This window comes from Bradyrhizobium sp. 199 (assembly GCF_023073355.1).
Taxonomy (GTDB): domain Bacteria; phylum Pseudomonadota; class Alphaproteobacteria; order Rhizobiales; family Xanthobacteraceae; genus Bradyrhizobium.
Window position 1 is genome coordinate 1076846 of record NZ_JADPJI010000005.1, and the last position, 22864, is coordinate 1099709.

Sequence of the window (22864 nt, forward strand, 5' to 3'; positions counted from 1 at the left end):
TATCAACATCGCGCTACGGAAGCCCCCGGTCAATTGGTCAGCTCGGCAGGTCAGATCAGCCAGCTTAGATGGTCGTGGTTGACAGGTCCTTGCTTACCAGGTCCTTGCGGCTTGCGGCGCGGGCACGCGAACCGAATTGTTGATCACGACCGTTCCCAGCACAACGTCGTGCAGCAGACGCCGGCGGCCATTGAACAGTCCGACCAAAACCACGAAGGGCGTCAGGAACGAGACCGTCACCCAGAACAGCACGGCATGGGTGGCGCCGAGCACGAAATAGCCCGGTGCGCCGTACCAGGTGCGCAGTTCCAGATCCATCAGGCGCATGCCGACCGTCGCCGACGAGGGACCGCCGATGCAGGCGCCATAGTAGACGATGGCCCAGATCACGGAGGCTGGCCAGGCCAGCCAGAACAGCGCCCAGCCGATGCCGAGCGTGACCACGCCGAACAATGCGATGAAAATGTAGCCGAGGATCACCGGCACCGAGATCACGACCATGTCGATCAGGAAGGCGAACACCCGCCGCGTCGCTACACCGCGGAACAGTTCCGGTTGCAGATTGGAATCGTGGGCGTGTGGTTGCGCCCCGCCGTCATTGCGCCAGGCGCCCGAATTGCCCGAGTCATACGACATGGTCCGTCCTCCCAAGGGGGAAACAGAGGGAAAACCCTCGAGGCAGCACATGGGAACAGGCCATCCCGGTGCCAAGGGCGCAGGGACATTAAGAAGCGGAAATATTCCGGCGATTCGGGGGCGGGCAGGTTGACGGTGAAGGGGCGCTGATGTCGCCACATCCTCGGTGTCATCCCGGCGAACGCGGGGGATCCATACCCAGGGGAGGAGTTTGGCGAAGACCCGCAGTTTGTCCTTCGTCGGTACGACCACCGTTGTCACAGATAAAGCACGCGGTATGGGTCCCCCGTTCGCAGGGACGACGTTGAAAGGGAGCGTTAGCTCACCCCTGCGCCCGCAGCTTCTCCGCCACCTTCGGTGCAAAGTAGCTCAGCACGCCGTCGGCGCCGGCGCGCTTGAATGCCAGGAGGCTCTCCATCATCGCGCGCTCGCCGTCGAGCCAGCCGTTATTGGCGGCGGCCGCGATCATCGCGTATTCGCCGGAGACCTGGTAGGCGAAGGTCGGCATCGCAAAGGTGTCCTTCACGCGGCGGACGACGTCGAGATAGGGCATGCCGGGCTTCACCATCACCATGTCGGCGCCTTCGGCAATGTCGAGTTCGACCTCGCGCAACGCTTCGTCGGTGTTGGCGCTGTCCATCTGATAGGTGCGCTTGTCGCCGGTGAGCGTCTTGGCCGAGCCGATGGCGTCGCGGAACGGGCCGTAGAAAGCGGAGGCATATTTGGCGGCATAGGCCATGATCTGCACGTCGAGCAGGCCGGTGCGGTCCAGCGCCCCGCGGATCGCGGCGACGCGGCCATCCATCATGTCGGAGGGCGCGATGATGTCGCAGCCGGCCTCGGCCTGCACCAGCGCCTGACGCACCAGCACGGCGACCGTCTCGTCGTTGAGGATCCTGCCGTCCGAGATCAGGCCGTCATGACCGTGGCTGGTGAAGGGATCCAGCGCGACGTCGCAGAGAACGCCGATCTCCGGAAACTCCTTCTTGATGGCCCGCACCGCCTGGCAGACCAGATTGTTCGGATTGGTCGCTTCAGAGCCGTCCTCGTCGCGCAGGGACGGGTCGGTGTAGGGAAACAGCGCGATGCAGGGGATCGTGAGCTTCATCGCGCGCTCGGCCTCGCGCACGGCCTGGTCGACGCTGAGGCGCTCGACACCGGGCATCGAGGCGATCTGCTCGCGCTTGTTGTTGCCGTCGATCAGGAACAGCGGCCAGATCAGATCGTCTGTGGTGAGCACGTTCTCGCGCACCATGCGCCGGGCCCATTCGGCCTTGCGGTTGCGGCGCGGGCGAACGGCCAGATCGAGGGCAGGGGAGGCGCCAGCGCCGTCCCGGCGCGAGACCTCGCGCAATTCGATCGGACGTCCGTATTTGATCGCCATCACTCTTCCTCCGCCTGGAATTGTTCTTATACCAGCTCGCATGGTTCCCGTCACCGCGGCTTGACCTGCCGCAAGGGATGGGCAGCCGATTGATTTTGCGGGCCGAAGCAGCCAGAAGGGGGCATGTCCGAGATCTCCACCCGCGATGCGGCCCGTGACGGCAGCCCCAGGGACGCCGTCAGAGACAATGCCCGAGACAGCGCGATGTCGATGGCTGCGATCTCGTCGGAGCGTTCGGAGTCCGACGACAATGTCTGGACGCGCCGCCTGGTGCTGTTCCTGCGGGTGATGGCGCTGCTCTCGATCCTGAAAGGTCTCTACCACTGGGCGCAGGTGACGGGCTTCGTCGGCGGTGAGGACGAGGCTTTCGAGAACCAGTCGATGGCCTGGCAGGCGTCGACGATCTATTTTGCCGTGATTGAGCTCGTCGCCGCGGTCGGCCTGTGGCTGGCAACGCCGTGGGGCGCGGTGGTGTGGCTGACGACCGTGGTGTCGATGGCGGTGATCGAGCTGATGTTCCCGGGCATCTACGGCGGCAGCCTGGTCGTCGTCGGCGTCGAGGCCTTCATGCTCGCCGCCTATCTCGCGCTCGCCTGGATGGCCGCGCGCGAGCGGCCGCCGTAGCGATCGCGAGCTCAGGCATCTTGTAGGATGAGCGCAGCGAAACCCATCGATGCAGACGCGCGTGGTGATGGGTTTCGCTGCGCTCTACCCATCCTACGGTCTGTTCAGCTTCGGGACACGCGAGGTTTCGCGCGCGTTTGGTTGACCGTTGGTTGCCTAAAATTTGCAGTAACTTTTCGTTGACTCCGCGCATCCGGCCACAGCCGTTACGCGCCCGTTTCGAAACGAAGCGGGCCTGTTCTGGAATGCGACAAGGGGGGCGGACGGAGGGTGAACAGGACCTTGCGAAGGTCAACAGACAGTTGCGAAAAGTGCTTGTGGCACAGGCTTAATCGGCAATTCACTCTCTTAAATTCATGATCTCTTTATTCTCTTATTTAAGCCGATCTTCAAACGAGCCCCTTAAGTTGCAGCTATCAGGCGGGACACAAGTTTCGTCGAATGAGTGTCGATAAAAACGACAACAGGGGAAGTGTCATGATGAAAGCCGTCGCAACTGCGGCAGATACCGCAGAGCGCGTCTCCGGCCAGCAAGGTTCGGTGCAGTCGCTCTATCTGGAAGCTTTGACTCTGGTGGAGCGGCTGCATCGCCGGCTCCTCGACGTGATCAAGGATGAATTCGATCGCCGCGGTCGTGCGGACATCAACTCGGTGCAGGCGCTCCTGCTCTACAACATCGGCGACAAGGAGCTGACCGCGGGCGAACTGCGCACGCGCGGTTATTATCTTGGCTCCAACGTCTCCTACAATCTGAAGAAGCTCGTCGAACTCGGCTTCCTCGATCATCAGCGTTCGCGCGTCGATCGCCGCTCGGTGCGCATCCGCCTGACCCCGCAGGGCCAGGAAGTCCGCCGCATCGTCGATTCGCTCTACCAGAAGCACGTCAAGACGGTGGAACAGGTCGGCGGCATCTCGGGCGAGGAGTTCTCCACGCTCAACAAGTCGCTGCACCGCCTGGAGCGGTTCTGGACCGACCAGATCCTGTATCGGCTCTGAGTTTTCAAGGGATCAAAGCCGGCCCTCAACAAGACCGGCAAGCTTCCCGAACGTCACTGACTTCCCCAAGCGCGCCGGCCCGGATTCCCTCCGGACCGGTGCGTTTTGCTTTTGTGCACTTGCGAAAAAATCTGCCCGCGGAGGGAACCAGTTCCGGGCTCGGCGCTTACCTCCTTCGGATCGGAGACAAGTCGATGCTGGTCGAGCGCGGGCTTCAGGCGATGAACGTGGAACTCGTGAGCGAGGCCTATGCCATCGCCGCGAACTACCTTCGCCGCTCGGGCGCGATCCCCGATACTCTCGTCACCGACGAACGCCTGCTGGGGATGATCGTGCAGCTGCTCCAGCACGGCGAAATCAACAAGATCAGGCTCGCCAACAAGGCGATCAATTGGTTCGAGACGCAATCCGAGGCCCGCGCGGTTGCCTGATCAAGACTCCGGAAATTCAAGAGAACCAGAGGGTGCCATGGAAGCCGCCATCGACCGCATCATGCAGACCTATGACCTGCTCGCCAACCGCACCGCCGCGGCCAGCCAGGAGGCACGGGCCAAGGTCACGAACTATCTCACGACGTTGATGGAGGCCGGCGAGAAGGACCCCCACAGGTTGACCGTTTGCGGCCTGACCTATCTGCGCCAGCTCGACGGCAGCGTGGACCCCGTGAAGGCGGGGTATACCGGGCTGTAAGGCGACTTCTGCCGCAGCCCGCGGCCCCGGGCGTGAGGAGTTAAAGGCCCGAATCGGTCCCATTCGGATGTGAGGGACGCGTGGTTCCCTCCAGCCGGCCCGGTCGCCGAAAACCTCCGCTGCCCACCATATCTTGCACAAATCTCGCCTCCGACCCGCAAATGCTTGGCCTGTTGCGGGCGATGTGGTAGATCGCGCTCGCCGCTTCCGATCGCCACACCAGACCGCCCGTAGCCCGCTAAAAGGCCGCGGCGGTGGAGATATTCGCAAGATGACCGCAGCCAAAACCGCCTCCGCGCCCGATTCGTTTTTCAGCGCCTCGCTCGAGCAGGCCGACCCGGAAATCGCCGCCGCCATCAAGGGCGAGCTCGGCCGGCAGCGCCACGAGGTCGAGCTCATCGCCTCCGAGAACATCGTCAGCCGGGCCGTGCTGGAAGCGCAGGGTTCGGTGATGACCAACAAATACGCGGAAGGCTATCCGGGCGCGCGCTATTACGGCGGTTGTGAGTGGGTCGACGTCGCCGAAAACCTCGCGATCGACCGTGCCAAGAAGCTGTTCGGCGCCAATTTCGCCAACGTGCAGCCGAACTCGGGCAGCCAGATGAACCAGGCGGTGTTCCTGGCGCTGCTCCAGCCCGGCGACACCTTCATGGGTCTCGATCTCGCGGCCGGCGGTCATCTCACCCACGGCTCGCCCGTCAACATGAGCGGCAAGTGGTTCAAGGCTTCTCACTACACCGTGCGCCGCGAGGACCAGATCATCGACATGGACGCGGTCGCCAAGCAGGCCGAAGAGGTCAAGCCGAAGCTGATCGTTGCCGGCGGCTCGGCCTATTCGCGTGCCTGGGACTTCAAGCGCTTCCGCGAGATCGCGGACTCGGTCGGCGCGTATCTCCTGGTCGACATGGCGCACTTTGCCGGCCTCGTGGCCGGCGGCGTGCATGCGTCGCCTGTGCCGCATGCCCACATCACCACCACCACCACGCACAAATCGCTGCGCGGTCCGCGCGGCGGCTTGATGCTGTGGAATGACGAGGCGCTGACCAAGAAGCTCAATTCGGCGATCTTCCCGGGCCTGCAGGGCGGGCCCCTGATGCATGTGATCGCGGCGAAGGCGGTTGCCTTCGGCGAAGCGCTGCGTCCGGACTTCAAGGTCTATGCCAAGAACGTCGTCGAGAACGCCAAGGCACTGGCCGAGGCGATGAAGAGCCACGGCTTCGACATCGTCTCCGGCGGCACCGACAACCATCTGATGCTTGTCGACCTCCGGCCGAAGGGCCTGAAGGGCAACGTCTCGGAGAAAGCGCTGGTCCGCGCCGCCATCACTTGCAACAAGAACGGCATTCCCTTCGACCCCGCCTCGCCGTTTGTCACCTCCGGTATTCGGCTGGGCACCCCGGCGGCAACCACCCGCGGTTTCGGTGTTGCCGAATTCCAGCAGGTCGGCGGCATGATCGCCGAGGTCCTCAACGCGATCGCGCAGTCGGATGACGGCAAGGCGCCGCTGGTCGAAGCCGCGATCAAGGAACGCGTCAAGGCGCTTACCGACCGGTTCCCGATCTATCAGTAAGGCTAGGCCAAACGGATGCGCTGCCCGAACTGCAACAGTCTCGATACGCAGGTAAAGGACTCGCGTCCGACCGAGGAGTCTTCCGTGATCCGCAGGCGGCGCGTGTGCGTCGCCTGTAATTTCCGCTTCACCACCTTCGAGCGCGTGCAGCTGCGCGAGCTCACGGTGATCAAGCGCAATGGCCGCCGCGTGCCGTTCGATCGCGACAAGCTGATGCGCTCGGTCTCGATCTCCTTGCGCAAGCGGCAGGTCGAGCCGGAGCGGGTGGAGAAGATGGTCTCAACCATCGTGCGCGAGCTCGAGACGGGGGGCGAGGCCGAGATCTCCTCCGAGGTGATCGGCGAGACCGTGATGGAGCATCTGCGCACGCTCGACGACGTCGCGTATGTGCGCTTTGCTTCCGTCTACCGCAATTTCCGCGAAGCCAAGGATTTCGCCGACGTGCTCGGCGAGCTCTCGGGTGAGGAGGAAGCGCGGCTCGCCGCGATCCGCAAATGATCTTCCGCATCCTGGAAGATCAGTTCGCGCAGAAGGCCCGCGAGGCCAAGGACGCCGATTTTCGCTTTATGCAGCTTGCGCTGGCGCTGGGTAAGCGCGGGCAGGGGCGCACCTGGCCCAATCCGGCCGTCGGCGCGGTCATCGTCAAGGACGGGGTCATCGTCGGGCGGGGCTGGACGCAGCCCGGCGGGCGGCCGCATGGCGAGCCCGAGGCCTTGCTGCGGGCAGGCGAGGCGGCGCGGGGCGCTACACTCTACGTCACGCTGGAGCCGTGCTCGCATTTCGGCAAATCGCCGCCTTGCGCCGATGCGGTGATCGCGGCCGGCATCAAGCGGGTGGTGGCGGCAATTGAGGATCCCAATCCTGAGGTCGCGGGGCAGGGGCATGCGCGCCTGCGTGCCGCCGGCATCACGGTAGACGTCGGTCTTTGCGCGGCGGAAGCCGCATTCGACCATGCCGGGCATTTCCGCCGAATCCGGGACAAGCGTCCGCATGTGATCTTGAAGCTCGCGGTGTCGCCAGACGGCAAGATCGGCGCCGCCGGCGGCAAGCCGGTCGCGATCACCGGCGAAGCTGTGCGCAATCGCGTGCATCTGCTCCGCGCCCGGAGCGATGCGGTCCTGGTCGGCATCGGCACGGTGCTGGCGGACGATCCGCTACTCACCTGCCGCCTGCCGGGCATGGCGGCGCGCTCGCCGGTGCGCGTGGTGCTCGATCAGAGCCTGCGCATTCCCGGCGCAAGCAGGCTCATAGGCTCCGCGCGCGAGACGCCGCTCTGGGTGGTGGGTTCTGAGCTTGCGGAAGCCGCAGCCGCAACGCGTCTCGGTGCGACCGGCGCGCAAGTGATCCGCGTCCCGCCGGCAAACGCCTCCGGCCTCGATTTGCCGGCCGTGCTGCATGCGCTGGCCGGGAAGGGCATCACTCGCCTCTTGGTTGAGGGTGGCAGCAGGGTCGCCGCGTCCTTCGTCGCGGCCGACCTCGTCGACGAGATCTGGCTGTTCCGCGGCGCGGAAGCGGTGGGCTCTGGCGGCGTCGATGCGCTCGATGCATTGCCCCTGTCGAAAATCACGCGGTCGCAGGCCTACAAGGTTCATGCTAGCGAGACATTCGATCACGATACTCTCACCATCTACGAGCGCGCATAATGTTCACCGGCATTGTCACCGATATCGGCGAGATCGTCGGCTTCACGCCGAGGTCGCAGGGGCAGTTGCACCGGCTGCGCATCGCCTGCCGCTATGACCAGACCACCATTGCCGACGGCGCCTCGATCGCCTGCAACGGCGTCTGCCTGACAGTGGTGGCCTCCGGGGTCGAGGGCAGCAAGACCTGGTTCGACGTCGATGCCGCCGCCGAGACGCTGGCGCTGACAACGGCAAAGCGCTGGAATGTCGGCACGCGCCTCAACCTCGAGCGCGCGCTCAAGATCGGCGACGAGCTCGGCGGGCATATCGTCGCCGGCCACGCCGACGGCGTTGCCACGCTCGTCAGCCGCGAGGATCTACCCGACATGGCGCGGTTCGAGCTCGCGACCACGCGGGAGCTGGCCCGGTTCATCGCCACCAAGGGCTCGATCACGCTCGACGGCGTCTCGCTGACGGTCAATACGGTTGCGGACGTGACCTTTTCGGTGCTGATCATCCCGCACACGCTTGAGGTCACGACCATCGGCGGCTGGAAGGCGGGGACCGAGGTCAATATCGAGGTCGATTTGATGGCCCGTTACGCGGCGCGGCTGACGGAAATGACAGTTTAAAACTTGGCTTACCCGCCTGCGGCGACTACATAACGCGCCAACCACTGTGGAACGGATTTGACGATGGCAGACGCGCGGCGCGCACCCCTGAAGGACCAGACCGACATTTCCGGCGCGCGCGCGCTAATTGTCGAGGCGCGGTTCTATGACGATCTCCAGGACGCTCTGCTGGACGGCGCCATTGCCGAGCTGAAGGCGGCCGGCCTGACCTACGACGTCATCACGGTTCCCGGTGCACTGGAGATTCCTGCGGCGATCGCCATCGCGGTCGACGCCGCGGCAGCCAATGGCAAGCCCTATGACGCCGCGATCGCGCTCGGCTGCGTGATCCGTGGCGACACCATCCATTTCGAGATCGTCTCGCAGGAATCCTCGCGCGCGCTGATGGACCTGGCGGTGGCGCGAAAGCTGCCGCTCGGCAACGGCATCCTCACCGTCAACACCGAGGCCCAGGCCTGGGCGCGGGCGCGCGCCAGCGAGCTCAACAAGGGCGGCGATGCCGCGCGCGCTGCGCTTGCGATGCTGCGCATCAAATGCCGTCTGGCGCAGGCCTGAGACATGGCCGACAACACCAAAAAGCCGGCAGGTGCTGCCGAGAAGAAGGCGAACCGGCGTGGTGCGGCGCGGCTCGCGGCCGTGCAGGCGCTGTACCAGATGGATATCGCGGGTGCCGGCATCAACGACATCTTTGCCGAGTTCGAGAGCCATTGGCTCGGCAACGAGGTCGAGGGCGACACTTACCTTCCGGCGGAAGCCGCGTTCTTCCGCGACGTCGTCTCGGGCGTCGTGCGCGACCAGAAGAAGCTCGATCCCCTGATCGACGAGGCGCTGTCGAAGGGCTGGCCCTTGAAGCGGATCGAAGCGATCCTGCGCGCGGTGCTGCGGGCGGGGGCCTACGAACTGGAGCACCGCAAGGACGTGCCGGGCCGCGTCGTCGTCTCCGAATATGTCGACGTCGCCAACGCCTTCGTCGACCGCGAGGAGACCGGCATGGTCAACGCGGTGCTCGACCAGATCGGCCGCCAGTTTCGCGGCGACGAGTTCGGGCGGGGATAGGACGAGACGCAGGGCGGTGAACTGATGCAACGCAGCTGCCCCATTTTCCGCCGTCATCACCCGCGAAAGCGGGTGATCCAGTACGCCGCGGCCGATCGATTTCACGTGACTGTCTCTGGAATACCGGATCGCGCGGTCAAGCCGGGCGATGAGAGTGGGGTTAGCTAGTGGCAGACCCGCAAAACCCCTCCGCCGAAGACTCCCTCATCGCGCGCTATTTCAAGCCGCTGGTGACCGATCCCGGTGCGTTCGGTCTGGTTGATGACGCCGCGGTGCTGTCGTCATCCGGCGACGACATCGTCGTCACCACCGATGCCGTCGTCGAGGGCGTGCATTATCTCGCCGACGATCCCCCTGACACCATCGCGCGCAAGGCGCTGCGGGTGAACCTGTCCGATCTCGCCGCCAAGGGCGCGAGGCCTGCCGGCTTCGTGCTGACGCTTGCGCTGCGCAGCAAGGAGGACGCCTGGCTGCGGCCCTTTGCGGACGCGCTGGGCGAGGACGCGAAGGAATTCGCTTGTCCGCTGCTCGGCGGTGACACGGTGTCGACGCCGGGCCCGCAGATGATCTCGATCACCGCCTTTGGCCGCGTCCCGCAGGGGCGGATGGTCGGCCGTACCGGCGCCAGGGCAGGCGATCGCATCCTGGTGACGGGCACGATCGGCGATGCTGCGCTTGGCCTCGCGGTGCTCACAGGCGGCGCGGCTGCGGCCGCACTCGCGACCGATCCCGCAGCAAGGGACGCCCTGATCTCGCGCTACCGCGTGCCGCAGCCGCGCAATGTGCTGGCAAGGGGCGTGCGCGATCATGCGACCGCAGCGATGGACGTCTCCGACGGGCTCGCCGGCGATCTGGTGAAGCTCTGCGCAGCGTCCGGTGTTTCGGCCACCGTCGACGTCGCAAGCGTGCCGCTTTCAGCCGCGGCGGCGGGCCTGGTCGCCCGCAAGATCGTTTGCGTTGAGACGCTGCTTGCCGGGGGCGACGATTACGAGGTGCTGTGCAGCGTCCCGCCGGCGCAAGCCGATGCACTGATTGCCGCGGGGCGGGCGGCCGGCCTTGCCGTCACGGCGATCGGCACCATCGTCGCGGGGACGGACAGGCCGCGCTTCCTGGACCGGCAGGGCCAGGAATTGGCCTTGACGAGGCTGTCCTACAGCCACTTCTAGGAATTACTCCAAACCGGCATCTCAGTTCTTGGCACCTGGTGCTAAATACCTGCCGAGATCGGCGTTTTCGGCCTTATCCGGCGTTGCACCCTCAATTTGATTTTGGCAAGCTTGCGACCGACTAAGGCCGCCTTTGGGCGGCTTTGTTCGAAATCAAGGCGCCGCACCGCACGACGGTCAACAAAAGGCGCCGGGGGTACATCAAGGATCTGAGGCAAAAATCACATGACAGCATTATGGTTGATTGTGCTCTGCGGAGCGCTTTCCGTCGTCTACGCGATTTGGGCGACGTCTTCAGTGTTAAGCGCGGATGCGGGGTCGCCGCGCATGCAGGAGATCGCGGGAGCGGTCGCTGAGGGTGCACAGGCCTATCTGCGGCGCCAGTACACCACCATCGGTATTGTCGGCATCGTCATCTTCGTGCTGCTTGCCTATTTCCTCGGGCTTTATGTCGCGGTCGGTTTTGCCATCGGCGCTATCCTGTCCGGCGCCGCGGGCTTCATCGGCATGAACGTCTCGGTCCGCGCCAATGTGCGCACCGCCCAGGCCGCGACGACGTCGCTCGCCGGCGGCCTCGAACTCGCCTTCAAGGCGGGCGCGATCACGGGCATGCTGGTGGCGGGTCTCGCGCTGCTCGGTGTGACACTCTATTTCGCCTTCCTGGTTCACTCGCTGAAACTGGCGCCCGATAGCCGCCTCGTGGTCGACGCCCTGGTGGCGCTCGGCTTCGGCGCCTCGCTGATCTCGATCTTCGCCCGTCTTGGCGGCGGCATCTTCACCAAGGGTGCGGACGTCGGCGGCGACCTCGTCGGCAAGGTCGAGGCCGGCATTCCCGAGGACGATCCGCGCAACCCCGCCACCATCGCCGACAACGTCGGCGATAACGTGGGCGACTGCGCCGGCATGGCCGCCGACCTGTTCGAGACCTATGCGGTGACCGCGGTCGCCACCATGGTGTTAGCTGCGATCTTCTTCGCCAAGACGTCGATCCTCGCCAACATGATGACGCTGCCGCTCGCGATCGGCGGCATCTGCATCATCACCTCCATCATCGGCACCTTCTTCGTCAAGCTCGGGCCGAGTCAGTCGATCATGGGCGCGCTCTACAAGGGCCTGATCGCAACCGGCATCCTGTCGCTGATCGGCATTGCGCTGGTGATCTACTACCTGATCGGCTTCGGCAAGCTCGAGGGCGTCGATTACACCGGCATGGCGCTGTTCGAATGCGGCGTGGTCGGCCTCGTCGTCACCGCGCTGATCATCTGGATCACCGAATACTACACCGGCACGGACTATCGCCCGGTGAAGTCGATCGCCCAGGCCTCGGTGACCGGTCACGGCACCAACGTGATCCAGGGCCTCGCCGTCTCGATGGAGGCGACCGCGCTGCCCGCGATCGTGATCATCGCCGGCATCCTGGTCACCTACAGCCTCGCCGGCCTGTTCGGCATCGCGATCGCGACCGCCACCATGCTTGCGCTGGCCGGCATGGTCGTCGCGCTCGACGCGTTCGGCCCCGTCACCGACAATGCCGGCGGCATTGCCGAAATGGCGGGCCTGCCGAAGGAGGTGCGCAAGTCGACCGACGCGCTCGACGCGGTCGGCAACACCACCAAGGCGGTGACCAAGGGCTATGCGATCGGCTCAGCCGGTCTCGGCGCCCTGGTGCTGTTCGCGGCCTATAACGAGGACCTCAAGTTCTTCGTTGCGGACAGCGCGCACCACGCCTACTTCGCCGGCGTCAAACCGGACTTCTCGCTGAACAATCCCTACGTGGTTGTCGGTCTGCTGTTCGGCGGCCTCTTGCCCTACCTGTTCGGCGCGATGGGCATGACCGCGGTGGGACGTGCGGCAAGCGCCATCGTCGAGGAGGTGCGGCGTCAGTTCCGGGAGAAGCCGGGTATCATGCAGGGCACCGACAAGCCTGATTACGGCAAGGCGGTCGACCTGCTGACCAAGGCGGCGATCAAGGAGATGATCATCCCCTCGCTGCTGCCGGTGCTGTCGCCGATCTTCGTCTATTTCGTGATCTACGCGATCGCGGGTGGTGGCGCGGCCGGCAAGTCGGCGGCGTTCTCCGCAGTGGGCGCCATGCTGCTCGGCGTGATCGTGACGGGCCTGTTCGTCGCGATCTCCATGACCTCGGGCGGCGGCGCCTGGGACAACGCCAAGAAGTACATCGAGGACGGTCATTTCGGCGGCAAGGGCAGTGATGCCCACAAGGCGGCCGTGACCGGCGACACCGTCGGCGATCCCTACAAGGACACGGCCGGCCCGGCGGTGAACCCGATGATCAAGATCACTAACATCGTGGCCTTGCTGCTGCTGGCGATTCTGGCGCACTGAGCGGCGGAGACGACACAAGACCAAAACCCCGCGGCGAAAGCCGCGGGGTTTTTTGTCAGGGGGCAGCGCAGTCCGGCTGCACGACGAACAGGGTTCGGCGGTCGAGCCTCAGGCTTTCGGCTCTGATCCGCCCTCGGCTCTTTGCGCGAATACCTCCTTGGCTGCGAACAGGCCGTTGAGGGCAGCCGGGAAGCCGGCATAGACGGCCATCTGCATGAGGATCTCGATAATCTCCTCTCGGCCGAGCCCCACATTCAGACCTGCCTCGATATGCACCTTAAGCTGAGGTGTGGCGTTCCCCATGGCCGCGAGTGCTGCGATGGTTGCGATTTCGCGCGAACGGATGTCGAGTCCGGGCCGTGAGTAGATGTCGCCAAATGGAAATTCGAATACGTAGGTGGCGAAGTCTGGGGCGATGTCACCAAGCGCCGCCACGACCTTATGGCCCGCCTCTCCGTCGATCTCAGCGAGTGCGCGGCGACCGCGCTCCAACCGGCTTTCGCCGGCGTTCGGCAAGTGTTGCATCATAATCCTTCATCCTCTGTTCCGTTTCGGCATAACCGCCGATCTTGGTGTCGAGGACGAGAAGACAGGCATTCAGTTCGTCGACGTGGGCACGCACGCTTTCGCGGTGTCGCTCCAGCAGCGCGCGGCGTTCGGCCTCAGTGCCGCTGCCGCGATCCCGGAGATCCGCATAAAGCAGCATGTCCCGGATCGGCATGCCGGTTGTCTTCAGGCGGCCGAGAAACTCGATCCAGACCAGGATCGAGCCATCGTAGTCACGTCGGCTGGATCGATCCCGGTCGGCGTAAGGCAACAGTCCGATCCGCTCGTAGTAGCGGATCGTATGGGCCGTCAGTACGGAACGCTTGGCGAGTTCGCCGATCTTCATGCCTGTCTCTCATCACGACGCACGCAAACTACGAGTTTGAGCGCGCTCTAAGTCAAGAGACATTTGGGCCGAAACTGTGCGAGCGTCGCGTCGCTTTCGGCCGGCACGTCCTGTCGGCATGTGGCGGGCCAGCGACCTACTGCACGTCCATCTGCAATCCTTCCTTCTGGATGATGCCGGCGAATTTCTTCGTCTCGGCATCCACGAAGGCGGCGAACTGCTCCGGGCTGCCGTAGTCGGGACGGGCGCCCATGGCGGTGATCTGCTTCTTGACGTCGTCGCGCTCCAGCATCGCCTTGATCTGGAGATTGAGCGCGCTGAGCACCTCGGGTGAGACGCCCTTCGGCAGGAACACCGAGAACCACGACGAGACGTCGAAAGCCGCGAGCTCCGGCGCGCTCTCGCGCATGGTCGGCAGGTCTTTCGCGAGATCGCTGCGCTCGGTGGTGGTGACGCACAGACCGTTGAGCGTGCCGCTCTGCACCTGCGGCAGGCTCGGATAGAGATTGTCGAACAGGATCTGGATGTCGCCGGCGAGCGCGGCCTGAAGCGCGGGACCTGCGCCGCGGAACGGAATGTGGGTCATCTTCAGTCCGGTGAGCTGGAGAAACCAGGCGCCGGTGAGGTGAGGGCTCTGGCCGACCCCGGAGGAGGCGTAGCTGAGCTTGTCCGGATTGGCCTTGAGATAGGCGATCAGCTCGGCGATCGACTTGATGCCGGTCTTCGGATGTGCCGAGACGATGTTCGGGATCCGGATCATGTTGGAGACGGGCTGAAGCTGGTCCGGCTTGTAGGTGAGATTCTTGAAGATGCTGTAGGCGATGGCGTTTGGACCCGGATTGCCGACCAGGATGGTGTGGCCATCAGGCTTGGCGCGGACTGCCTCGGCGGTGCCGATGGTGCCGCCGCCGCCTGAGCGATTCTCCACGACGGCCGTCCCGCCCCATGCGGTCTGCAGATGCGCGGCCAGGAGCCGGCCCATGACGTCGGTCGAGCCGCCGGCCGCGGCTGGCACAATGAGACGAACGGTCTCGGTGGGCTTCCAGTCTGCAAGGCTCGATCGCGGCAGGATCGCTGCGGCCGTAAGGGCGGCAGCACCGGTGAGCACGCGACGGCGGGACAACAAAGTGTTCTGACGTTTCCTGGACACGAATCCACTCCCCAGCTTTTTGCTTTGGAGGGAGCGTAGGGAACACGGCTTGCGACGGCAAGTCGCACGCCGCGGCAAAGGCCGCGCGAAGGGCGGCACGACGCCGCAGGTGAAGGCCAATTACCATCGGGTGGAATTGGAACGGGCCTCCAGCTTCTCTTCGCGCATCTTTTTTGCGCGAAGCTGTATTCACGTCCCTCGAACGCTCTGCGCGCTCAGTTAAAGCTGAGCAGCTTGAATAGCGGCGTGAGGTAGCTCATTTCCTGACCCGATGTCGGCGTGGTGCGGCTGATGAAGTCGAAGATCTTGCCATCCTGCAGACCGTAGTTGGCGAGACGCCGCACGCGCCGGTTCTTGTCGAAATAGATCGCGATCACGCGCTGGTCGACCACCTTCTGGTTCATGAAGGCGACCATGCGCTCCGAGCGCTGCGAGATGTAGTAGAACACCTCGCCATCGAGGGTCGCGACCGTCGAGGGCGTGCCCATCACGATCAGCACCTGGTCCTGGCTCGCGCCGATCGGGATCTGCTCGAGCGCGCCGGGCGGCAGGATGTAACCCTTCTGGAACTGCTCGCCGGTGCAGCCCGCGAGCGCCGCACCGATCAGGGTGACCGCGGCGAGCATGCGCAAGCCGCGCCAGCGTGCATGAAGGCCGCGCCGCTTGTCAGCGCGGAGGCTGGTCTGGTTCGTTGTGGTCATAGCGGAACTGATTCCGTCCCCTTGCGTCGCGCGAGGCGCTGAAGTACCGGGCGGAGGCTCTGAATGCAACACACGCACGCCCGCTTGCGGAAACCACAATGCCTTGGCCGTTCAATCACTTCAGGAAACCCCGGCTAACCCCGGCCGGCACCATTGAAGCCATCTATGGCATGATCGTGACGCAGGCGCGAGAACCCATATTTTACCGCGACTTGGGCGTGCCCGACACGGTTAACGGGCGTTTCGACCTGTTGCTGCTGCATCTCTGGCTGCTACTGCGCCGCCTGCGCACGTTCCAAAGCGCCACGGAGCTGTCCCAGGCGCTGTTCGACCGATTCTGCGAGGATATGGACGACAATTTGCGCGAGATGGGGGTGGGCGACCAGACCGTGCCGAAGCGGATGCGGGCCTTCGGCGAGGCCTTTTACGGCCGCGTCCAGGCCTATGACCAGGCCATGGAGGCCGGCGGCGAGGCTCTGGCAGAGGCGATCTGCAAGAATATCTTGAATGGGACTGGCGCGGATCAGGCGCAGCGGCTTGCGGCCTATGCCCGGGCCAGCGAGGCCGATCTCGGCCGGGCCGATGAGGCTGCGCTGCTGCTCGCCTCCTTCAGGTTTCCTCCAGCGCTCCCCGAGGATGTCACGCCATGAGCCGACCGAATGCCGAATCCCGGCCTGATCCCTGGCGGTCCCCCGTCATCGTCGCGCAGATCCCCGACACCGGGCTGCATCGCAAGCTCGAGGCCTCGGCCGCCGAGCGGCAGGCCATCGCCGAGGTCGGCGGCTTGCGCGAGGTCCTGTCTGCCCAGGCCGACTTCGACGTCGTGCCCAAGAGCGGCGGCCGGGTCCAGGTCACGGGGTACATTCGCGCCCGGATCGGCCAGACCTGCGTGGTCACCCTCGATCCCATCGAGAGCGAGATCGAGGAGCAGGTGGACCTGGTGTTCGCTCCCGAGGCCGAGGTTCGGAAGATGGCGGACCTGATCGAGGAGGGGCGGGACGATGAGGAGCCGCCGGACGTGATCGATCCGCTGGAGCCGATCATCAACGGCATCATCGACCTCGGCCGGATCGCCACCGATGCCCTGTTCCTGGCGGTTGACCCCTATCCGCGCAAGGAGGGGGCCGTGTTCGAGCACGAGATCACGGCGCCCGATCCGGAGGACCATCCCTTCGCGGCGCTCAAGGCGCTCCAGGACAATGCCAGGAAGGGCAGGAAGAAAGGCAAATAGCTGGGCATTCCCTGTTCAGGCCACTTGCCAGCGCGTGTGAGGGGATTGCGGGAGTGGTTTGAGAGGCTGATTTATCTATTTGATTTTGTACGTTCCTGAAAAATCCCCCTGTCCGCCCCCGGATCGGCCCGGATACAAAAGCCTGGGGGCAAGAGGTTGTTTCGGGATAACAAAACGCTATTGTCGCGCCCCGGTCCGGGCGCGGCGTGGCGCCTGACCGGTCGCCATGTCCATGGCGAACCCATTCTGCGGCCCCGCTCGTTCAAGACCGCACCAGACCAGGTTTTCCAGGACTTTTATGCCAAGCAAGGTTCGCATTGCGCTTGACGCCATGGGGGGCGACGCCGGCGCCGCCGTGGTCATTCCGGGCGCCGCCATCTCACTTGGCAGGCATCGCGACACCGAATTCCTGCTGGTCGGCGACCGCGCCAGGATCGAGCCCGAGCTCGACCGGTATCCTGAGCTCAAGGCCGCCGCGAAGATCATCCATACCGAGGTTGCCGTCAGTGGTTCGGACAAGCCGAGCCAGGCGCTGCGGCGCGGCCGCAGGACGTCCTCGATGTGGCTTGCCATCGACGCGGTGAAGAAGGGGGATGCCGATGTCGCAGTCTCCGCCGGAAACACCGGCGCGCTGATGGCGATGTCGCGCTTCCATTTGCGCACGCTGAAGGGGATCGACCGCCCGGCGATTGCGGGGTTATGGCCGACGAAGCGCGGCGAGTCAGCCGTGCTCGACCTTGGCGCCACCATCGGCGGCGACGCGCACCATCTGGTGGCGCTCGCACTGATGGGCGCGGCGATGACGAGCGTGCTGTTCGACAAGAAGCGGCCCACGGTCGGACTCCTCAATATCGGAACCGAAGAGATCAAGGGGCACGAGGAAATCCGCGAGGCCGGGGAAATCCTGCGTGCCAGAAACCTGCCGGAGCTCGACTATATCGGCTTCGTCGAAGGGGACGGTATCGGCAAGGGACTGGCCGACGTCATCGTGACCGAAGGTTACAGCGGCAACATCGCGCTGAAGGCCGCCGAGGGAACCGCCCGGCAGATGGCCGAATTGCTCCGCGACGAGATGAAGCGGACCTGGCTGTCCAAGCTCGGCTATCTCTTTGCGCGCGGCGCCTTCCAGGCCCTGCGCGACAAGATGGACCCGAACAAGTCCAATGGCGGCGTGTTCCTGGGTCTGAACGGATTGGTGGTGAAGAGCCACGGCGGAACCGGCGCCGAAGGCTTTGCCTATGCGATCGATGTTGGCTATGAGATGGCTCACTACGATCTCCTGAACAAGATCAATCAGATGCTCAACCGCGAGGGTGGTGCACTCAATTCCGTGCAGGCCGCGCAGGAGGCTGTTTCGTGACTCAAATTCGTTCGGTCGTGCTCGGCTGCGGCTCCTATCTGCCGGAGCAGGTGGTGACCAACGCCCAATTGGCGGCGCGTATCGATACCTCGGACGAGTGGATCGTTCAGCGCACCGGCATTCGCGAGCGGCACATTGCGGCCGAGGGCGAGTTCACGTCTCATCTGGCGATCAAGGCGGCGCAGGCCGCGCTCAGCGATGCCGGCCTGGACGCGCAGTCGATCGACCTCATCGTGCTGGCGACCTCGACGCCGGACAACACCTTTCCCGCCACCGCCGTCGCCGTGCAGAACGCGCTCGGCATCAATCACGGCGCGGCCTTCGACCTGCAGGCGGTGTGCTCGGGCTTCGTGTTCGCGCTCGCCACCGCCGACAATTTCCTGCGCACCGGCGCCTTCAAGCGCGCGCTGGTGATCGGCGCCGAGACCTTCTCGCGCATCCTCGACTGGAACGACCGCGGCACCTGCGTGCTGTTCGGCGACGGTGCCGGCGCGGTGGTGCTCGAGGCGCAGGAGCAGCCGGGCAATGCGGCGACCGACCGCGGCGTCGTCACCACGCATTTGCGCTCCGACGGCCGCCACAAGGCAAAGCTGTTCGTCGATGGCGGCCCGTCCTCGACCCAGACCGTCGGCCATCTGCGCATGGAGGGCCGCGAGGTCTTCAAGCATGCGGTCGGCATGATCACCGACGTCATCGTCGACGCCTTCAAGGCCTCCGGGCTCAATGCGGACAGCATCGACTGGTTCGTGCCGCACCAGGCCAACAAGCGAATCATCGATGCGTCCGCGCACAAGCTCCATATCGCGCCGGAGAAGGTTGTGCTGACGGTGGACCGTCACGGCAACACCTCGGCCGCCTCGATTCCGCTGGCTCTCTCGGTGGCGCGCAAGGACGGCCGGATCAAGAAGGGCGATATGATTCTGCTGGAAGCGATGGGCGGCGGCTTCACCTGGGGCTCCGCGCTCGTGCGCTGGTAGAGCCACAGTCGATAAAAATTTACCGAATCAGCGCCGATTATCGATGCGCCTGCATTGATGAGCGCTGTTGACCGCCGTATCGTAACCTCATAATTTCAGACAACAATTGTTCGCCGTGATGTGGGGCAGGGCGATGACCGATCAAAGCAAAACCGTAACGCGTGTCGATCTGTGCGAAGCCGTCTACCAAAAGGTGGGCCTGTCGCGCACGGAATCGTCCGCCTTCGTGGAACTCGTGCTGAAGGAGATCACCGACTGCCTGGAGAAGGGCGAGACGGTGAAACTCTCTTCATTCGGGTCCTTCATGGTCCGCAAGAAGGGCCAGCGCATCGGCCGCAACCCGAAGACCGGCACCGAGGTGCCGATCTCGCCGCGCCGCGTCATGGTGTTCAAGCCGTCGGCGATCCTGAAGCAGCGGATCAACGCCCAGCACCGCACCAATGGCGATGCCAGCAAGGCTCAACCCGAGGCGTAACGCCTTTCGCGAAGGATTTGGCATTTGGACAAGGCGCCGGATGCGTTCCGAACCATCAGCGAAGTAGCGCACGAGCTCGACATTCCGCAGCATGTGCTGCGGTTCTGGGAGACCCGCTTCTCCCAGATCAAGCCGATGAAGCGCAGCGGCGGCCGCCGCTATTACCGCCCCGACGACGTCGATCTGCTCAAGGGCATCCGCCGCCTGCTCTACAGCGAGGGCTACACCATCCGCGGGGTGCAACGGATCCTGAAAGAGCACGGCGTCAAATCGGTGCAGGGCCTCGCCGACAGCGCGGCCGCGGTCTCCTTCGGTGCGATCGAGGATGCCATCGGCGCGAGCCTGAGGGAGCCCGAGGACGAGGAGGCGCCCATCAAGGGCGTTACTGACGCCGACAATGACGACTACCAGGGCGATGAGGAGGAAGGCATCGACTTCCGCTTCACCGAGATCGACGACGAGGACATCCTCACCACCTTCCGCAAGGGCGGCACCCCCGCCGCACCGGCCGGCCCCAGCGCGCTGGACCGCGAACGCCTCGGACGGGCGCTCGCCGACCTCGTCGCCTGCCGGGAAATGCTGGATCAGGCGCTGAGCGACGGCTGAAGGCTCTCTCGCCGGCTTGACGGTCAGTTCCCTGGCTCGGGCAGAGACACCAAAATGGTGTCGCTCGCCTTGCGCATCGCGCCGATCCTAGCTAATGGAACGACGTTCGGAGCGTGGCGCAGCCCGGTTAGCGCACTAGTCTGGGAGACTAGGGGTCGGAGGTTCAAATCCTCTCGCTCCGACCAATTTTTCTCAAAGCAACTGTTGGTGGATTGAATGTCGGCGTGGGACGCGCTCCCTGCCGGGGACGCGCGCGGTGATCAATCGCGGTGACCCCTGGATGATCCGCAGGCCAAAATGTCGAAAACAACCCCATGCACAGTAACGATGTTGTTGGTTTTATTTCGTTTTTCCGAATCTATTTGACCCATCCGACGCAGTAGGGGCATCATGCGGCATTGTCAGCCTATGGGGTTGCGGATGCTCCGGATCGCTCTGCTCTGCGCGTTCGCGCTGACCGCCTCGGCCACTTTGGCCGGTGATGGGCGGAAAGATCAAGAAACTGATCAGCTCATCCAGGTTCTTCGTGACGAGATCGCGCGCGAGGATTGTCTGTGGCGTGAGAGCTTGGCGCGACTATCCAACCAAACTCTGGACGAGCAGCGGAAGATTGCCGGACTCGTCGCTCATTTCTGCAGCCAGAAGAATAGAGAACAGATCGTCCAAGGGGCGACGACGGAAGATCTCGGAAGGCATGAAGTCGCTCAATACGACCAATTGTGGGGGCAGGAGAGGGCGATCGCGATCGGGCGGCAGATTCGGGAACTCAGGGAGCGCCGGCTTCCCTAGAAGCACACGTGCTATGGGGAGCTTCCATAAACCAGCTTGCGCCGGTGGAGCTGCAATTGCTGCGCGACAAGCCGCACAATCGAAATAAGTGCACTGTCACCGCAACTGGAGGAAGTATCTTGTGGAGCGGCTGCCCGCGGAAGGTCAGCAACTCAGCGCGAAAACTGGATACCACGGCCCGTTCGTGGGCAAGTAGAACCATTCGAGGCCATCTGGCCTCGGCATCCGCCAAGCGCGAAAATTGCGCAGCGAAGGAGGGCGACTGAGTCGGGCAGTGCAAGGGCGCGCAATTGCCAATCCACCGACATCCCAGCTTGCTCTCATCCTTCGGTTGCGATTGATTTGACAGAGTTGTCGTAGGCTGGAGGTTCGCTCCCACCGGCACAAAACGCGAGTCAATCAAACATCATTTGTCGAGACCTGCACACTCGGTGAAGGTGCCAAGGCTCAAGTGCGCTGCTAACGCACTATCTATCAGAGACTTCGGATGCCCAAACAGACTAAAACCATAAAACGGTATGGGCCCGCCCAATGGAAAAGTATCCCTTCTCAGGGAGGCCGTTACGTGTGGGACATGACGGACGAAAATATTGCTGTGGCTCTGGGCACATTAGTCGTTCGATTTGCGCATGCTGAGGAGCATCTGATCGATATCCTGGGGATTCTGATCGGATCGGAAGACTCTGGTGTGGCGAGGCAAATCTTCCGGTCGGTGGCAAGCGAGAAGGCAAGATTGGATATTATCCGCGCACTGTTGGAGAGGACGTTCCGAAATGCGAAGCGCGCGCGCTTTTAATGACGCTCTCAAGGCTTTTGAGATCGTCAACCGGAAAAGAAATCGATTTGTCCATGGACTCTGGTACACTCATACAGACACAAATACGGTCTACCTGAGTGACGACCTGAAGCATCAACTTCCCATTATGCGCGGTAAGGAGATCGTGGCTGCTGATGTCGAGATTGTTGTTAAGGAGATTATGCAAGTGGAGAAACGTTTGCGTGATCTCTTCAGGCAAGAATTGCAGGCCCGGATCGAAAATGCCGAGAAGGCCGGCTCTTAACAGAAGCCTTTTGAATTGAAGAGAGTCAACAATATGAGTTCCGGAAGAGCGGATCATCGCATGCGCCGGCAACTTGCTGGCCGCTCCCTGGGGAATGGCTAATGCAGCAGTCCACGTGAGCCGGCCCTGGATTAGTCTGAATTCCACTCCCGTATCTTGTTCGGACTTGGATACGCTCTTGAGCATTCCCTCTGCAACGGCTGCAAGTCGCGTGGCCGCGACCTTGGCATCTTCGATCAATGATCAGCGAAGGCGCTGATTTAGCGGACGGGTCGTTTGTGCACTACCTCAAATACCCCACCACCAACCGTGTCGTCTCGTCCACCAGCACCTTCACCATCTTCTCCGTCAGCATCTCCGCCCCGTTCAGCACCGTGTTGTGCGCCACCGCTTCGATCGCGCTGACGCAGATGAAGGTCGCGATATCAGGGTCGATCTTGCGCATTTCCTTGCGGTGGCGTTCGAGATAGGCGCGCACGAGGGCGTGGACTTCGCGGTTTGACGCTTCGACGTCCTTGAGCTGGCCGATGCGCGGGATCTGCTCGGCGAGGATGCGGTGCAGGTCGGGGTCGATGTGGTGAGCCTCGATCGCGACCGTGACGAGCCGGCGCACCGCCTTCTCGATCGGCATGTCCGTCACCTCGACGAAGGCGGCGCGGACGACCTTCATAATCTCATCGTTGTGACGCTCGATCACGGCGGCGACGAGCGCCTCCTTGCTGGGAAAATATTGATAGAGCGAGCCGACGCTGACGCCGGCGATTTCGGCGATGCGGTTGGTGCTGGTCTTCTCAAAGCCCTCGCGGACCAGAATGCGAGCAGTCGCCTCCAGCAGCGCGTCCACGGTGGCGCGTGATCGCGCCTGCAAGGCATTTTTCCGGGGCTTTGTCGGCGGCACGC

The 22864-nt window shown here is 63.8% G+C and carries 27 protein-coding genes and 1 tRNA gene; 20 read left to right on the forward strand and 8 right to left on the reverse strand.

What is annotated here, in order from left to right; translation table 11 throughout:
• Positions 1–93: 93 nt before the first annotated feature.
• Both IVB28_RS13615 and hemB read right to left on the reverse strand, forming a co-directional pair.
• Positions 94–636: an RDD family protein gene (locus tag IVB28_RS13615; protein ID WP_247526800.1), complete on the reverse strand. Its 543-nt coding sequence runs from the start codon at positions 634–636 to the stop codon at positions 94–96.
• A gap of 322 nt (positions 637–958) precedes the next feature.
• Positions 959–2020: a porphobilinogen synthase gene (hemB, locus tag IVB28_RS13620; RefSeq protein WP_247526801.1), complete on the reverse strand. Its 1062-nt coding sequence runs from the start codon at positions 2018–2020 to the stop codon at positions 959–961.
• Between the two features lie 123 nt (positions 2021–2143).
• Here hemB and IVB28_RS13625 point away from each other — a divergent pair, with 123 nt between their 5' ends.
• From IVB28_RS13625 to IVB28_RS13680, 12 genes are all read left to right on the forward strand, one after another.
• On the forward strand, positions 2144–2644 hold the full coding sequence (locus IVB28_RS13625) for a DUF6163 family protein (RefSeq protein ID WP_247526803.1): 501 nt from the start codon (positions 2144–2146) through the stop codon (positions 2642–2644).
• Between the two features lie 477 nt (positions 2645–3121).
• On the forward strand, positions 3122–3640 hold the full coding sequence (locus tag IVB28_RS13630) for a MarR family winged helix-turn-helix transcriptional regulator (protein ID WP_011087797.1): 519 nt from the start codon (positions 3122–3124) through the stop codon (positions 3638–3640).
• A 194-nt stretch (positions 3641–3834) separates the two neighbouring features.
• On the forward strand, positions 3835–4071 hold the full coding sequence (locus IVB28_RS13635; RefSeq protein WP_247526805.1) for a hypothetical protein: 237 nt from the start codon (positions 3835–3837) through the stop codon (positions 4069–4071).
• Between the two features lie 37 nt (positions 4072–4108).
• Positions 4109–4330, forward strand: a complete 222-nt coding sequence (locus IVB28_RS13640; protein WP_247526806.1) for a hypothetical protein — start codon at positions 4109–4111, stop codon at positions 4328–4330.
• A gap of 271 nt (positions 4331–4601) precedes the next feature.
• Complete coding sequence (glyA, locus tag IVB28_RS13645) at positions 4602–5900, forward strand: serine hydroxymethyltransferase (RefSeq protein WP_247526808.1); 1299 nt, start codon at positions 4602–4604, stop codon at positions 5898–5900.
• Positions 5901–5915: 15 nt separating this feature from the next.
• Positions 5916–6398 (forward strand): transcriptional regulator NrdR, encoded by a 483-nt coding sequence (nrdR, locus tag IVB28_RS13650; protein ID WP_247526809.1) that lies wholly within the window; start codon positions 5916–5918, stop codon positions 6396–6398.
• Positions 6395–7543, forward strand: coding sequence for a bifunctional diaminohydroxyphosphoribosylaminopyrimidine deaminase/5-amino-6-(5-phosphoribosylamino)uracil reductase RibD (gene ribD / locus IVB28_RS13655; protein WP_247526812.1), 1149 nt, complete (start codon positions 6395–6397; stop codon positions 7541–7543). The genes nrdR and ribD overlap by 4 nt, the downstream gene beginning before the upstream one ends.
• Positions 7543–8154: a riboflavin synthase gene (locus IVB28_RS13660; RefSeq protein ID WP_247526814.1), complete on the forward strand. Its 612-nt coding sequence runs from the start codon at positions 7543–7545 to the stop codon at positions 8152–8154. Before ribD ends, IVB28_RS13660 begins: the two co-directional genes overlap by 1 nt.
• A 63-nt stretch (positions 8155–8217) precedes the next feature.
• Positions 8218–8709 carry a 6,7-dimethyl-8-ribityllumazine synthase gene (gene ribH / locus IVB28_RS13665; RefSeq protein ID WP_247526816.1) on the forward strand — a complete coding sequence of 164 codons (492 nt, stop codon included), beginning with the start codon at positions 8218–8220 and terminating at the stop codon, positions 8707–8709.
• A 3-nt stretch (positions 8710–8712) separates the two neighbouring features.
• Positions 8713–9210 (forward strand): transcription antitermination factor NusB, encoded by a 498-nt coding sequence (gene nusB, locus IVB28_RS13670; protein WP_247526817.1) that lies wholly within the window; start codon positions 8713–8715, stop codon positions 9208–9210.
• 167 nt (positions 9211–9377) lie between these two features.
• Positions 9378–10376 (forward strand): thiamine-phosphate kinase, encoded by a 999-nt coding sequence (gene thiL, locus IVB28_RS13675; protein ID WP_247526819.1) that lies wholly within the window; start codon positions 9378–9380, stop codon positions 10374–10376.
• Between the two features lie 225 nt (positions 10377–10601).
• On the forward strand, positions 10602–12722 hold the full coding sequence (locus IVB28_RS13680; RefSeq protein ID WP_247526822.1) for a sodium-translocating pyrophosphatase: 2121 nt from the start codon (positions 10602–10604) through the stop codon (positions 12720–12722).
• A 108-nt stretch (positions 12723–12830) separates the two neighbouring features.
• Here the strand turns inward: IVB28_RS13680 and IVB28_RS13685 are convergent, their stop codons facing one another.
• The 4 genes from IVB28_RS13685 to IVB28_RS13700 all read right to left on the reverse strand — a co-directional run bounded on the left by IVB28_RS13685 (position 12831) and on the right by IVB28_RS13700 (position 15465).
• Positions 12831–13247 (reverse strand): carboxymuconolactone decarboxylase family protein, encoded by a 417-nt coding sequence (locus IVB28_RS13685; RefSeq protein ID WP_247528534.1) that lies wholly within the window; start codon positions 13245–13247, stop codon positions 12831–12833.
• Positions 13186–13614, reverse strand: a complete 429-nt coding sequence (locus IVB28_RS13690; RefSeq protein ID WP_247526823.1) for a MerR family transcriptional regulator — start codon at positions 13612–13614, stop codon at positions 13186–13188. The genes IVB28_RS13685 and IVB28_RS13690 overlap by 62 nt, the downstream gene beginning before the upstream one ends.
• A 136-nt stretch (positions 13615–13750) precedes the next feature.
• The gene (locus IVB28_RS13695; RefSeq protein ID WP_247526825.1) at positions 13751–14764 is read right to left on the reverse strand and encodes a tripartite tricarboxylate transporter substrate binding protein; all 1014 of its coding nucleotides are present in this window, start codon (positions 14762–14764) and stop codon (positions 13751–13753) included.
• Positions 14765–14979: 215 nt separating this feature from the next.
• Positions 14980–15465 (reverse strand): outer membrane protein assembly factor BamE, encoded by a 486-nt coding sequence (locus tag IVB28_RS13700; protein ID WP_247526827.1) that lies wholly within the window; start codon positions 15463–15465, stop codon positions 14980–14982.
• A gap of 98 nt (positions 15466–15563) precedes the next feature.
• Here IVB28_RS13700 and IVB28_RS13705 point away from each other — a divergent pair, with 98 nt between their 5' ends.
• The 8 genes from IVB28_RS13705 to IVB28_RS13740 all read left to right on the forward strand — a co-directional run bounded on the left by IVB28_RS13705 (position 15564) and on the right by IVB28_RS13740 (position 20903).
• Positions 15564–16115 (forward strand): ubiquinol-cytochrome C chaperone family protein, encoded by a 552-nt coding sequence (locus tag IVB28_RS13705; RefSeq protein ID WP_247526829.1) that lies wholly within the window; start codon positions 15564–15566, stop codon positions 16113–16115.
• The gene (locus IVB28_RS13710) at positions 16112–16696 is read left to right on the forward strand and encodes a DUF177 domain-containing protein (RefSeq protein WP_247526832.1); all 585 of its coding nucleotides are present in this window, start codon (positions 16112–16114) and stop codon (positions 16694–16696) included. Before IVB28_RS13705 ends, IVB28_RS13710 begins: the two co-directional genes overlap by 4 nt.
• A gap of 298 nt (positions 16697–16994) precedes the next feature.
• Positions 16995–18056, forward strand: coding sequence for a phosphate acyltransferase PlsX (gene plsX / locus IVB28_RS13715; RefSeq protein ID WP_247526835.1), 1062 nt, complete (start codon positions 16995–16997; stop codon positions 18054–18056).
• Complete coding sequence (locus IVB28_RS13720; RefSeq protein ID WP_247526836.1) at positions 18053–19033, forward strand: beta-ketoacyl-ACP synthase III; 981 nt, start codon at positions 18053–18055, stop codon at positions 19031–19033. The genes plsX and IVB28_RS13720 overlap by 4 nt, the downstream gene beginning before the upstream one ends.
• A gap of 133 nt (positions 19034–19166) precedes the next feature.
• Positions 19167–19508 (forward strand): integration host factor subunit alpha, encoded by a 342-nt coding sequence (locus IVB28_RS13725; RefSeq protein WP_018456841.1) that lies wholly within the window; start codon positions 19167–19169, stop codon positions 19506–19508.
• Between the two features lie 24 nt (positions 19509–19532).
• Complete coding sequence (locus IVB28_RS13730; protein ID WP_247526837.1) at positions 19533–20114, forward strand: MerR family transcriptional regulator; 582 nt, start codon at positions 19533–19535, stop codon at positions 20112–20114.
• A gap of 107 nt (positions 20115–20221) precedes the next feature.
• Positions 20222–20299 (forward strand) — tRNA-Pro (locus IVB28_RS13735).
• Between the two features lie 235 nt (positions 20300–20534).
• A complete protein-coding gene (locus IVB28_RS13740; protein WP_247526838.1) occupies positions 20535–20903 on the forward strand; it encodes a hypothetical protein in 369 nt (122 codons plus the stop codon).
• Positions 20904–21643: 740 nt separating this feature from the next.
• Here IVB28_RS13740 and IVB28_RS13745 read toward each other — a convergent pair.
• Complete coding sequence (locus IVB28_RS13745) at positions 21644–22204, reverse strand: hypothetical protein (protein ID WP_247526839.1); 561 nt, start codon at positions 22202–22204, stop codon at positions 21644–21646.
• Between the two features lie 43 nt (positions 22205–22247).
• Positions 22248–22832, reverse strand: coding sequence for a TetR/AcrR family transcriptional regulator (locus IVB28_RS13750; protein WP_247526840.1), 585 nt, complete (start codon positions 22830–22832; stop codon positions 22248–22250).
• Between the last annotated feature and the right edge of the window lie 32 nt (positions 22833–22864).